The organism is Brevibacillus sp. NPDC003359 (assembly GCF_042878995.1).
GTDB lineage: Bacteria > Bacillota > Bacilli > Brevibacillales > Brevibacillaceae > Brevibacillus.
The window spans coordinates 97,806-110,438 of the sequence record NZ_JBIAOR010000012.1; the positions used below are offsets into that span (position 1 = coordinate 97,806).

General features: G+C 51.2%; 13 protein-coding genes and 1 riboswitch. Of the genes, 12 read left to right on the forward strand and 1 reads right to left on the reverse strand.

The genetic code is table 11. From position 1 onward, the window contains the following. The first annotated feature begins 12 nt into the window (after positions 1–12). Positions 13–1,104 (forward strand): alpha/beta hydrolase, encoded by a 1,092-nt coding sequence (locus ACFYU8_RS23510; RefSeq protein WP_390304337.1) that lies wholly within the window; start codon positions 13–15, stop codon positions 1,102–1,104. Between the two features lie 25 nt (positions 1,105–1,129). After that, complete coding sequence (locus ACFYU8_RS23515; RefSeq protein ID WP_390304339.1) at positions 1,130–2,548, forward strand: LeuA family protein; 1,419 nt, start codon at positions 1,130–1,132, stop codon at positions 2,546–2,548. A gap of 107 nt (positions 2,549–2,655) precedes the next feature. Here the strand turns inward: ACFYU8_RS23515 and ACFYU8_RS23520 are convergent, their stop codons facing one another. After that, positions 2,656–3,348 carry a M15 family metallopeptidase gene (locus ACFYU8_RS23520; protein WP_390304341.1) on the reverse strand — a complete coding sequence of 231 codons (693 nt, stop codon included), beginning with the start codon at positions 3,346–3,348 and terminating at the stop codon, positions 2,656–2,658. Between the two features lie 183 nt (positions 3,349–3,531). Continuing rightward, positions 3,532–3,747: riboswitch (cobalamin riboswitch) on the forward strand. 162 nt (positions 3,748–3,909) lie between these two features. Here ACFYU8_RS23520 and cobO point away from each other — a divergent pair. The 10 genes from cobO to ACFYU8_RS23570 are packed head-to-tail and all read left to right on the forward strand — an operon-like array spanning position 3,910 to position 12,631. Next, on the forward strand, positions 3,910–4,458 hold the full coding sequence (gene cobO, locus ACFYU8_RS23525) for a cob(I)yrinic acid a,c-diamide adenosyltransferase (protein ID WP_390304343.1): 549 nt from the start codon (positions 3,910–3,912) through the stop codon (positions 4,456–4,458). Then, a complete protein-coding gene (cobD, locus tag ACFYU8_RS23530; RefSeq protein ID WP_390304345.1) occupies positions 4,455–5,570 on the forward strand; it encodes a threonine-phosphate decarboxylase CobD in 1,116 nt (371 codons plus the stop codon). Before cobO ends, cobD begins: the two co-directional genes overlap by 4 nt. Beyond that, positions 5,567–6,106: a bifunctional adenosylcobinamide kinase/adenosylcobinamide-phosphate guanylyltransferase gene (gene cobU, locus ACFYU8_RS23535; RefSeq protein WP_390304347.1), complete on the forward strand. Its 540-nt coding sequence runs from the start codon at positions 5,567–5,569 to the stop codon at positions 6,104–6,106. Before cobD ends, cobU begins: the two co-directional genes overlap by 4 nt. Next, complete coding sequence (cobS, locus tag ACFYU8_RS23540) at positions 6,103–6,843, forward strand: adenosylcobinamide-GDP ribazoletransferase (protein ID WP_390304349.1); 741 nt, start codon at positions 6,103–6,105, stop codon at positions 6,841–6,843. The genes cobU and cobS overlap by 4 nt, the downstream gene beginning before the upstream one ends. Next, positions 6,840–7,472, forward strand: coding sequence for a histidine phosphatase family protein (locus ACFYU8_RS23545; protein ID WP_390304351.1), 633 nt, complete (start codon positions 6,840–6,842; stop codon positions 7,470–7,472). The genes cobS and ACFYU8_RS23545 overlap by 4 nt, the downstream gene beginning before the upstream one ends. After that, positions 7,469–8,419: an adenosylcobinamide-phosphate synthase CbiB gene (cbiB, locus tag ACFYU8_RS23550; protein ID WP_390304353.1), complete on the forward strand. Its 951-nt coding sequence runs from the start codon at positions 7,469–7,471 to the stop codon at positions 8,417–8,419. Before ACFYU8_RS23545 ends, cbiB begins: the two co-directional genes overlap by 4 nt. Positions 8,420–8,447: 28 nt before the next feature. Further along, positions 8,448–10,214, forward strand: a complete 1,767-nt coding sequence (cobJ, locus tag ACFYU8_RS23555; protein ID WP_390304355.1) for a precorrin-3B C(17)-methyltransferase — start codon at positions 8,448–8,450, stop codon at positions 10,212–10,214. Positions 10,215–10,253: 39 nt separating this feature from the next. After that, positions 10,254–11,192 (forward strand): sirohydrochlorin chelatase, encoded by a 939-nt coding sequence (locus tag ACFYU8_RS23560; protein ID WP_390304357.1) that lies wholly within the window; start codon positions 10,254–10,256, stop codon positions 11,190–11,192. A gap of 12 nt (positions 11,193–11,204) precedes the next feature. Continuing rightward, positions 11,205–11,978 carry a precorrin-6A reductase gene (cobK, locus tag ACFYU8_RS23565; protein ID WP_390304359.1) on the forward strand — a complete coding sequence of 258 codons (774 nt, stop codon included), beginning with the start codon at positions 11,205–11,207 and terminating at the stop codon, positions 11,976–11,978. Between the two features lie 2 nt (positions 11,979–11,980). After that, the gene (locus tag ACFYU8_RS23570; protein WP_007715906.1) at positions 11,981–12,631 is read left to right on the forward strand and encodes a precorrin-8X methylmutase; all 651 of its coding nucleotides are present in this window, start codon (positions 11,981–11,983) and stop codon (positions 12,629–12,631) included. The last annotated feature ends 2 nt before the right edge of the window (positions 12,632–12,633 follow it).

The window sequence follows — 12,633 nt, forward strand, 5'->3', positions numbered from 1 at the left end:
GAAGTGCTAAGTATGAATCTCAATTTTCAGATAAAAAAACATATTTTTATGCTAACCATATCTTTAGGACTTCTTGTGCAAGGTTGTTCAACCCCTGATTCCTCCAATCAAATTAGCACAACACAAGCTCAATCAGTAGTGGCATCAACTAGTGAGATAGCAACGGAAGAGCTGAAAGTGCCAAGCATCGATCAGAATGTCTCGCTCTATGTGCGACATACGAGTGCCGTAAATAAGGACAAATTCACCGGCAAAGAGGTTGTATTGTTTCTTGAACCGTTTAGCGTACCTACTGCCGAAGCTTTCGATGTTCCGGGATTCTCCTGGATGGAGGAATACGCAAAGCAAGGCTACGACACTTGGGCGATGGACTTCCGAGGGTTTGGGCATTCTACCCGACCAGTTGAAATGGATAAACCACCTGTGGAGAATGCTCCTGTCGTTCGTGCCAGTGAGGCGGTAAAAGATCTGGAGGCTGTCGTCCAGCACATAAAGAAAACCCGACAAGTGGATAAAATCAGTATCGTAGGATGGTCTTGGGGTGGAGTTGTTGCAGGGATGTATGCGACTGAACATTCAGATGATATTGAAAAACTCGTGCTTTATGGTGTTATGCATGGTTTTTCTTTGCCTTTGATGGCAACTCCATTTGAAGCAAAGGGGAAGCCAGGTGAAATCAATCCCCAATTACCAGCGTATCAGGTTGTCCAGTTTGACAAGGCCATGCACCATTGGCACATGATGCTAGATAAGCGTGATCTGGTTTCTGATGAGGCAATGAAGGCTGTATCCAAGGTCTTCGTAAACTCTGATCCTAACAGCAGCAAGCAACCCGAACAATCCATCCGTCGCCCAATGGGACCGCTAGTAGATCTGTATTACATCTGGACGGACAAACCTATTTTTGATGCAGCTAAAATTACGACACCGGTGTTGATCATTCGCGGAGATCTGGACTTTTTTGCCGATAAGTCCCTCTTCACTAAGCTGACCAATGCATCTGAAAAAGAAGAAGTGGTTATCAAAGACGCAACACATTGGGTGTTGTATGAAAAAAATCGTGATCAACTCTTGCGTGAGACAGACCGATTCCTGAAAAAGTAAGTATACCTGTAAGGATGTGCTGGATATGAAGCCGTTTCAAATTTTGGATGCAACGCTGCGAGAAGGAGAGCAGCAGGCAGGCGTTCGTTTCACATGTGAAGACAAAATCCGAATACTGCATCTTTTGGAAAGTTTTCATATAAATCTCATAGAAGTGGGCCATCCAGGAATTTCTGCCCTGGATGAAGAAATCTGCCTAAAAGTGGCGCAATCAGCAAGACGAGCGCAAATATTAATGCATGCGAGAGCTACTGTTGAAGAAGTACATGCAGCAAAGCGGGCCAAAGCCGACTGGGTGGGGATATGGGCTTCTATTAATGATGTGTCTATCCAAACAAAATTCAGCCATCACCAGGAAAGTGACATACAAGAGAAAGTCAGACAAGCTGTTATCGAAGCAAAAAAGCTTGACTTAAAGGTTAGATTCACGATTGAAGACGCTTCACGGACAGAGTGGGAGAAGATTGCTAGCTTAGGTCATATCGCTTTGCAGGCAGGCGCAGATCGGATTAGTCTGGCAGATACTGTCGGGATATGGGAACCTGAAGTATGCAAAAATATGGTAACCCGTGCCATAGAGGAATTTGGGTGCGAAATTGAAGTCCATCTGCATAATGACTTCGGTCTTGCTCAAGCGAATGCGCTGGCGGCTATTGATGCAGGAGCTTCTGTCATCGATACGACAATTTTGGGAATCGGTGAAAGAGCTGGCATTACTGACTTGATCCAGCTTACTGTTGTGTTGCAAAAGCTACGAAATGATCATCGTTATTCTTTGGAAAGAATTCCGGAGCTTGCGCAAGCGATACGCCTGACGACAGGGTATAGACCGGATGAACTGCGTCCTATCGTTGGGCAAAATGCATTTACGCATACATCGGCTTACCATGTCCAAGCAGTAAAGAGAAATTCCGAATCGTATGAGCCATTTCCACCGGAAACAATCGGAAGAACACGACTACTCGAAGAAAAGCGGCCTCCATTGGGAAGATCAAAGCTGCCTGTTTCCCTACAGGTAGGAAAGCCGTTTCCCAAAGGGGCTTCAGAACTACAGTATCACCGTGACGGTCCAGGCATACGCTGGGTTATGATGGATTCGCGCGTGGATGAGCGAGCCTCATTCTATGTGATCCAAAGGATATTTGAATTATGTGATTTGTCCAGTGCTCCTGAAAAACACGTGGACAGGCATGCGCATCATTGTGACAGTGCCTTCCTCTTTTGGGGAGACGCACCTGATGGCACTGGCCTGGTGTGTCATGTTCAACTCGGTGAAGAAGAGAAGACTGTTGAGAGTCCAGCCGCTATTTTTATCCCGGCAGGTGTCGAACATTCCTATCATTATGTGTCAGGTCGCGGTACATATACCAATATGGTATTGTTACCTGAATACAATAAGAGCCTATTGGCTTCAACATCATCTGCGAAAGTGCCAGTGACCTAATTGGTATAGGAATTTGTTCAGGTTTGAAAAGTGAGCGGCCATCTGGGCATGAGTACGGTATCGACCGGGCTCATGCCTTTTTCGGCTGAATGCCTGAGTATTTGTGGTTACATGGACAAAACTCCGCCATAAATAGGCTCCTGCTGCGTTCTTTGACCCCAGGTGCGCGTTCCGTATTCGAAATGCCACCATTCTTTCGGATAATTGACGAATCCGGCAGCGGTCATCAAATGATAGAGCAATCGGCGATTGTCTCGAATCTCGATGTCTTTTTGTGTGGGTTCTACGAGTTCTTCATAATGGCGAGTCGCAGCCCTTTCACTGAAATCATCGAAGGCTGTCCCCATCTCCAGCCAGCCATCAGGTCCTGCGATAGTCAGATCGACTGCGCCACCGGATAGGTGAGGGGATGGTTTGGAGAGGTCTGTTGTTGGATAAGCGACGAATTTGCTCGATTCTTCCGTGAGGGCGGGACCTTCTTGCCAGCCTTGTAAAAGTAAGGCTTCACAGAAACGATTATACAACGATGCTTGTACCTCGAACGAGCGCCAGCCGTCCAATACGACGAGCTTGTAGCCAACAGGCAGTTGCGCGGCTGCCATGGCGAGCTTGTGTGTTGCCCCTTCTCGCAAAAAAGCATCTGGCTGCGTTCCGGCATAGCCCTCGTGGTAGTAGGCTGGATAGACCGTGATTTGGGCAGAAAGGGAAGAGAGTGGGATCATCGGTTCGCCGCATTCTCTTATCGGCAGTGGGCTTGGCAGGACCATGTCTGTTATTTTGGGGATAGGAGGAAATAGCATGACTGCTCACCACTTTCGAATGTTTTGCCAATAGGGTAACGAAAATCGTCAGGTAAGTAAACGGTGATGATATGAAATTTTCTGCAAATAGAGACCTGCGACGATTCGGCAGCTTTTGCTTGAATCCTCGGTAGCTTTTGCTATTATTAAAGCAAGTGCTTGTCAACGAAACGAATGACATTTACATATGGAAGAGAAACAGGTCCTTGTTTTTGCGAAACCGATTCGCAGGAGCAAGGTTAAAAGGGAAGTTTGGTGAAAAGCCAACGCGGTCCCGCCACTGTAAGAGAGTAGCTGTTCTTCAAGGCATCATGCCATCCACTGCCCATCCGGGAGCGGGAAGGAGAAGAAGAGCGATGATCCTCAAGCCAGGAGACCTGCCTGTTTTATGTTTACACTGATTTCCTTCGGGTCAAAGGAAGAGGTGAGGATTGTTGCATTCGGCTATCCGCGCTTTGTTTTTCCTTACGTACTGGGGGAAACAGAGCGCTTTTTTTGTTGGCTTCGGAAAGTATGGATCAAACAGCGGAGTAAAATACGTCACTTTTTGAGGTGGTAACGATGGAGAAAAACGATAAGAAGCGGGGCTTACTTCTTGTTTACACAGGAGACGGCAAAGGAAAAACAACGGCAGCAGTCGGGTTGGCTGTGCGGGCGACAGGGCGCGGGAAAAAGGTGCTGATGGTTCAATTCATCAAGTCGCCGGAGCGTACGTACGGAGAAAAGATTATTTTTGATAAATTGGGCATCGAGATTGTGCAAAAGGGCATCGGCTTCACCTGGACGAAGACACCGGAGGAGCATCGCCAGGCACTGAAAGAAGCGTGGGCGTTTGCGAGCGAAAAGCTCGCTTCCGGAGAGTACGACGTCGTCATTCTGGATGAGCTGAATAATGCATTGGCGATTGACCGCTTCCCGATTGATGATGTGTTGCCGTTGTCCGATGTATTGGAAGCGATTCAAAATAGGCCAAGTCATATCCATCTCGTCATTACGGGGCGAAGCGCGAAGCAGGAGATTTTGGACATAGCCGATCTGGTGACAGAAATGAAGCCAATCAAGCATTACTACGATGAAGGGATTCCGGCTGTGCTGGGGGTAGAGTTTTGACAAGCGCAGGTGTAATCGAAACGTACGGTCATGGCGGAGATGTATGGACAGCAGCGCAGCGCTTCGGGAGAGATCCTGGCCAGTTTCTGGATTACAGTGCCAATATTAATCCGCTGGGGATGCCAGCAAACGTTCGTGAGATGCTGCTGGCTTCGCTGGCTGCTGTAGCGCATTACCCAGACCCTGGACATCGTGTGTTTCGTCGTGCGCTGGCGAAACGGCTGCAAGTGTCGGAGGAATGGTTGTTGCCTGCCAATGGTGCAGCGGAGGCCATGGCCCTGGCCATTCTCGGTCTTTCGCCGAAAACAGTCGGTGTGGTTTATCCATGCTTTTCGGAATACGCGCAACTTTCCGAGCAGTATGGTGCTCGTGTCATTGGCTGCTTCGGGAAGGAAGCGAACGGGTACAAGCCCGATCCTACAGAGCTGCACACTCTTTTTGCGCAATCTGACCTCGTATTTGTCGGGTCGCCAAACAATCCGACGGGAATCCTGTATCAACCGGATGAGCTACACCAAATGGCGGAATGGACGAAAGAGACCAATACGTGGCTCATCGTGGATGAGGCTTTCCTCGATTTTGTGGAAGAGGAGCGTCAGTATACATTGATGATGCAGCTGGAGCGCTTTCCCCGGGTGATTTTGATGCGTTCGATGACGAAAATGTACGCGATCCCGGGATTGCGCCTGGGCTATGCGATTGCGCATCCGGATGTCATTGCGAAGATGCGCCAGAAGCAAGTGAGCTGGAGCGTGAATGCACTGGCCCTTTTGGCTGGAGAACTGTGCTTGCAAGAGCGGGCATACGAGGAACAAACGCGCAGGCTCATAAAAGCAGAACGTGCGTATTTGAACGATTGCATCCGCAGTGAGTTGGGCTGGCAGGTATGGCCGGGTGAGGCGAACTTTTTGTTGCTGCGTTCGCCGGAAGGATTGCCAGCAGAACAGTTGCAGGCACGGCTCGGCAATAAAGGCGTTCTGATCCGCAATTGCGCGATGTATCCAGGTTTGACGGCGCATGATGTGAGAATTGCAGTGCGTGGACGAGAGGAAAATGAACGACTTCTGGCAGCGCTCCGCGAGGTCCATGCGGAAGGAAGTGAACAGCGATGAGCTTGGTGCTGGTAACAGGTGGTGTCCGTTCAGGAAAAAGCCGCTACGCGGAAGAGCTTGCGATGACGTTGGGCAGTCGAGTCCTGTACGTGGCGACAGGCCAGGCTTGGGATGATGAAATGAAGCAGAGAATTGAGCTGCATCAGGCACGTCGTCCGCTGGAATGGGGCTGTGTGGAGGTAGGAGAGCGATTGACCGATTACCACGCATTCAGTGAGCAATATGATGTGGTGTTGATCGATTGTCTGTCCACCTGGGTGAGTAATCGGTTGATGAGCGTGGATGAGTCGGAATGGAGAAGTGCATCACACACGCAATCCCTGTTGCAGGAAGCAGAGGCATGGCTGTTCCTCGTGCAGAATTCCCCGCAAAAAGTAATTGCCGTCACTAGCGAGGTCGGATTGGGCGGTGTAGCCTTGAGTCGTTTGGGCAGATGGTTCGCGGATGTGCTGGGCGATGTCAATCAGAGAAGTGCGCGACAAGCGGACGCCGTCTACGCAGTTTTGTCGGGGATACCGTGGAGGATCAAAGGATGAATGCATTTTTACACGCGATCTCGTTTTTTACCCGTATTCCGGTTCCGTGTCTGCGTCCTTCAGAGGAAGCATGGAGAAAAAGCGTCAACTGGTATCCCGCAGTCGGCTTGGTCATAGGTTTATTGCTATGGGGTGTTTATCAGGCGGGATTGTTGCTATTTAGTCCTTGGCTCGCCGCTGTTTTGACGTTGGTCGCATGGGTTTATGTGACAGGTGGTCTGCATCTGGATGGTTGGATGGATCTAGCGGATGGACTTGGCAGCGCCAGACCAAGAGAGCGGATACTCGAGATCATGAAGGATAGTCGCGTAGGTGCGATGGGCGTTCTTGCTGCGATTATGCTGTTGCTAATCAAGGCGGGGGCAGTCGCTGAGCTGGCGCATCCGGGATGGGGCAGCTTTTTGATCGTAGCACCAGTAGCAGCGCGGACACATGTGCTTTTGTCGATCAAGCTCTGGTCGTATCTTTCGGCGGACAAAGGGATCGGAAATGGCATCAGTGCTGGGCTTTCCGTTTCCTCTATCATCGTGAGCTACATCGTCTTGTTTGCCGCAGGTTGGTATCTTGGGGGAGTGCAGGTCATTACAGCCATTTTCCTGTCGCTGGTGTTCGCTCTACTGTTTTCACGCTCGGTTGCCAAAAAGCTGGGCGGTTTAAATGGAGACTGCTACGGGGCTGTTATCGAAAGCAGTGAAGCGGTCGTTCTGTTGGTGTTAGTCGGGAGCTGGTGGTTATGAAACTGGTTTGGATACGCCACGGGGAGACAGACAGCAATCGTGAGCATCGATATTTGGGGCATAGCGACGTTCCTTTGAATGAACAAGGGTATTTGCAAGCGAGTGAGTTGGCAAAGGAATTACCTGTGCTCATCGGGCGACCTGCTGCGATCTACGCAAGCGACCTGCTCAGGTGCATCCAGACTGCCGAACCGCTCGCAGCCACTTGGGGGCTATCGGTTATTCCGGTCCCTGCGTTGCGAGAGCTGTCTTTTGGCGAGTGGGAGCTGATGACCTACGACGAGCTGATGCAGACGGACCCTGCTCGAGCCACGAGGTGGTACGACGATCCCATCCGAAATCGACCTCCACAAGGGGAGAGTCTGGAAGAGCTGGGGATGCGTGTGGATAGTTGGCTTCATTCCTTGTTGGAGAGAGCGAGCAAGGAAGAGGCATCCGATACAGTCGTCATTGTCACACATGGGGGCGTGATCCGCTGGTTCCTGGCCGCATGGCTCGAAAACAAGCCTGACCGATATTGGCAGGTCGATGGCGTAGCGCATGGGGAGGTTCTGGTGGCAGAATGCTTGGATGCGGAAGGGCGGAGTTGGGTGCGACAACCCCTGAAGAGTAAGAGAGGGACAACATGACAGAAGTATGGATATTATGCGCAGCCTACTTGATTGATCGAGTGGTGGGAGACCCCCGGAGCTTGCCGCATCCAGTGATCATCATGGGCTGGTGGATTACGCGATTGGAGCGGGTCATTCGTTCCGTTGTCAAAAAAGAGTCGCATTTGAAGCTGGCAGGAATCCTGTTCCCGCTCGTGATCGTTGGTGGCAGCTACGCTGTTGTTTGGCTGCTTCTGTGGGGAGCCGTGTTCATCCATCCGTTGCTTGGCTGGATCTTGGGTGCCTGGTTGATTTCCACGACGATCGCGACAAAAGGCTTGGCGGATGCCGGGATGGAGATTGCCCGTCATCTTGTGGCTGGGGATATGGAGGCGGCGAGACGCTCCTTGTCCATGGTAGTCGGACGCGATACTGAGCGGCTAGATGAACCGGAAGTGTGTCGGGGAGCGGTGGAAACCGTGGCGGAAAACATCGTCGATGCGATCGTCTCTCCGCTGATTTACGCAGCGATTGGGGGAGCACCGTTGGCAATGGCGTATCGTGCCGCAAACACCCTCGACTCCATGGTTGGCTATAAAAATGAGAAGTATATGAATCTCGGCTGGGCATCCGCCCGCTTTGACGATGTACTAAACTACATACCCGCCCGTCTGACAGCTTTGTTGCTCGTTGCCGCGAGCTGGCTGCAGCGATTGGATTGGAAGCAGTGCTGGGCAATGATCAGAAGAGATGCGCACTTGCATCCGAGTCCAAATAGCGGTTTGCCGGAAGCGGGAGTCGCTGGCGCATTAGGTGTGCAGCTCGGGGGACTGAATTATTACCAAGGTGTTGCATCGAATCGGGCAAAAATGGGAGATGCGAAGCGACCCTTGCAGGCAAGAGATATTGTCGCGACGATTCGTTTGATGTATCTCGTTTCGCTCTTATGTCTGCTCGTTAGCATGATGATATCGATTTTATTATAAACAGGTAAGCAAAAAGGGGAGGGGCCTTATGAGCGGCAAGTTGTTTGTGATCGGGTTTGGTCCAGGAAGTTTTGAGCATATCACCAAGCGGGCGCGGGAAGCTTTGCAGGAGTCGGATGTCATTATCGGCTATTCCACCTACGTAGATTTGATCCGCGGACTTTTGACGCATCAAGAAATCGTCAGCACAGGGATGACGGAAGAAGTGACGCGTGCACGGGAAGCAGTGCGTCAGGCGGAAGAGGAAGGCAAAAAGGTAGCGGTCATTTCCAGTGGAGACTCAGGTGTTTACGGGATGGCAGGTCTCGTATACGAAGTGTTGGTGGAAAAAGGCTGGACAGAAGCAACCGGCGTACCCATCGAAATCGTACCAGGCATCTCGGCGATCAATTCTTGTGGGGCGATCCTCGGCGCTCCTATCATGCACGATGCATGTACGATCAGTTTGAGCGACCACTTGACGCCGTGGGAATTGATCGCCAAACGGATTGACGCAGCAGGGATGGCAGACTTTGTTATCGCGTTGTACAACCCGCGCAGCGGGCGACGCACACGTCAGATCGTGGAAGCGCAACGCATTCTTTTGCAGTACCGCTCACCTGATACGCCAGTCGGTATCGTGAAAAGTGCTTATCGCGAGCGCGAAACGGTTGTCGTGACGACCCTGGCGCAAATGCTGGAGCATGATATCGGCATGTTGACCACCGTGATTATCGGAAATACATCGACGTTTGTATACGATGGCAAAATGATTACGCCACGCGGCTACCAGCGCAAATACACGCTGTCTGCTGATGAGCAGCCATTGAAGCCGCATCAGCGTCTGCGTGTGGAAAACGAGCCTTGGTCGCTGGAAGCATCTGAGGAGAGCGTGTCGTCGGCTCCGGCAGCACCAGCAGCACCAGCTACGCCTAAAACAGAAAGACCTATCGTAGTGACCGAGGATAGGGCGACTGCTACCGAACCAGTAGGTAGCGCAGCGACAAGCACGGCTGTACTGGAGGCCCCGCCTGTTATAGAAGCAGAGGCACCAAAAGCTCCTTTCGCATGGGCGATGGATGCTTTGAATGCCATCAATGCGGCGAAAGGCATTGAGACCAAGCCAGTTACAGGGCAGGTCCATCGTCCGGTATCTTCCTTTACGCCTGAGATGATTTTCGAATGCGCAGTAAGTCCGGGTGTTGCCAACAAAAAAATCACGCCGCAGCAAATGATGACGATTGCCGAAGTGGCTGGCGAAAAAGGCGAGATTGAATACACCCCCCACCATCAAATGATTTTGCGTGTGCCGACTGCCAACCCTGACAGCATCACGAGCCGCTTGCGGGAGCTAGGATTAATTCTCAGCCCGATCGGAGACGTTTTGCAGGTAAAAGCGTGTGATTTCTGCGACGGCGAGAAAAAGGACAGCATTCCTTATGCAGATGAGCTGCACCAAAAGCTGGGTGGAAAAGATATGCCGAAGGAACTGAAGATCGGCTTCAACGGCTGCGGAATGGCGTGCTATGGCGCGGTTCAAGAGGATATTGGGATCGTATTCCGCAAAGGAAAGTTCGATTTATTCTTAGGAGCAAAAACGGTGGGGCGTAATGCACATTCTGGTATTCCGGTAGCAGAAGGTATCGAAAAAGAAGAGATTGTTCCACTAGTGGAACGAATCGTGAACCGATTCAAAAAAGAAGCATTTCCGAACGAGCGTTTCCACAAGTTTTTCCAACGTGTGGGTGAGTTGGAAGGCTACGCATGGTACGAGCCAGCAAAAGCTGAAATCGAGAACGCTGCATGCGGCGATTAATGTGCGTGAGTAAACGAATAAAAACGAGGGGGATATAAAATGGACGCAGTATTATTTGTAGGTCATGGAAGCAAGGACCCGGAAGGCAATGAAGAGATTCGCCAGTTTGTAGCGACACTTACACCGGATTTGGATGTACCGATCATCGAGACATGCTTTCTGGAGTTTGCCCGTCCTGACATGCTGCAAGGCTTGAATACTTGTGTAGCACGTGGGGCGACCCGCGTGGCAGTCATTCCAATCATCCTGTTCTCTGCCGGTCATGCGAAAATTCATATTCCAGCTGCCATCGACGAGGCGAAGGAGCTGCACCCACACGTTCAGTTCATCTACGGGCGCCCGATCGGCATTCACGACGAAGTCATCAATATTTTGACCGCTCGCATGGAAAAGGCAGGCTTTGCCTCCGGGGAAGACCATGATGACCTGGCTGTACTCGTAATCGGACGCGGCAGCAGCGATGCAGATGCCAATAGCGATATTTACAAAATGTCCCGACTGTTCTGGGAGCGCTACAAAGCCAAGTGGGTAGAGACTGCCTTCATGGGCGTGACGTATCCACTGTACGACGAGGGCGTTGAGCGTTGCCTGAAGCTGGGTGCGAAGCGCATCGTTCTCTTGCCATACTTCCTGTTCACGGGTGTGTTGATCAAACGGATGAGCGACCAGCTCGAGAAGTTCCGCGAGCAATATCCAGAAGCCCAGTTCGAAATGGCCGAGTATTTTGGTTTCCATCCGTTGTTGAAAGAAGTGCTCAAGGATCGTGTGGTGGAAGCGTTGCACGGTGAAGTGAAGCTGAACTGTGATACCTGTCAGTACAGGCTGGCAGCGATGGAGCACATCGATCATCACCATCACCACCACGATGATGAGCATGGACATCACCACCACCATGGTCACCATCATCACCACGATCACGATCACGACCACGATCATGACCACAAGCATGATCACAAGCACGACCACGCTACCAAGTAGGAGGGACGCAGCATGATTCTGATACTGGCTGGAACGAGCGACGCGCGCGAGTTGGCTTTGCTAATCAAGGACAAGGGCTACGAGCTGTTGACGACGGTCGTCACTGACAATGCAGCGAAAAGCATGGAAGAAGCGGGCGTACCCGTTCAGGTCGGACGCCTGACCGCCGAAGATATTCAGCAGCTGATCCTAGAGAGAGCCGTGCAATGTGTGGTCGACGCGAGTCATCCTTTCGCAGAGGAAGCCTCCAAAAACGCCATGGCAGGAGCGCAAGGCGCTGACGTCCCATACATTCGCTACGAGCGGGAAAGTCTCTCTTCACCAGGCAGCGAGAAGCTGATTGTAGTGGAGGATTATGTACAAGCGGCTGAGCTGGCGGCAGACAAGCGCGGCGTCATCATGCTGACGACAGGCAGCAAGACTCTGAAAACGTTCACGGATCGTCTGCTTGGCCTGCCGGATACGACGGTGGTAGCACGGATGTTGCCGCGCCTTGACAATATGCAAAAATGCGAAGAGCTCGGCGTTGAGCAAAAAAACATCGTCGCGATGCAAGGTCCATTTTCCAAGGAGCTGAACAAAGCGCTCTACGATCATTATGGTGTCACGCTGATGATCACCAAAGAGAGCGGCAAGGTAGGCGCTTTTGACGAAAAGGTGGAAGCGGCACTGGAAATGGGCATCGAAACAATCGTTATCGGTCGTCCAAAGATCGATTACGGAACCAAGTTTTCGGATTTCCCAAGTGTATTGGACCAACTCAAACAAGTGACTGGAGGAAACTAACCATGGATTTCAAAACGGAATTTAAACCGATGACCGTACAACCGCAAGAGATTGAGGAATTGAGCTTTCAAATCATTACAGATGAGCTGGGCGAGCATTCTTTTACAGAAGAACAGTACCCAGTTGTGCAACGTGTCATCCACGCATCCGCAGACTTTGACCTCGGACGTAGCCTTGTTTTCCACCCGGACGCAGTAAAATCGGGGATCGAGGCAATCCGCAGTGGCAAAATCGTCGTAGCAGACGTACAAATGGTGCAAGTCGGCATCAGCAAAAACCGCATTGAAAAATTCGGCGGAGAAGTAAAGGTGTACATCTCTGACCGCGATGTCATGGAAGAGGCAAAGCGCCTGAATACAACCCGCGCAATTATTTCCATGCGCAAAGCGATCAAAGAAGCGGATGGCGGTATCTTTTGCATCGGAAACGCACCGACAGCACTCCTGGAGCTGATCCGTATGGTAAAGGAAGGCGAAGCGAAGCCAGGTCTCGTGATCGGGATGCCAGTTGGCTTCGTATCTGCGGCAGAATCCAAGGAAGAGCTGGCGAAGCTCGATATCCCATTCATCACGAACATGGGACGCAAAGGCGGAAGCCCAGTAACGGTAGCAGCATTGAATGCCATTTCGATCATGGCGGAACGGTTGGGCTAAGC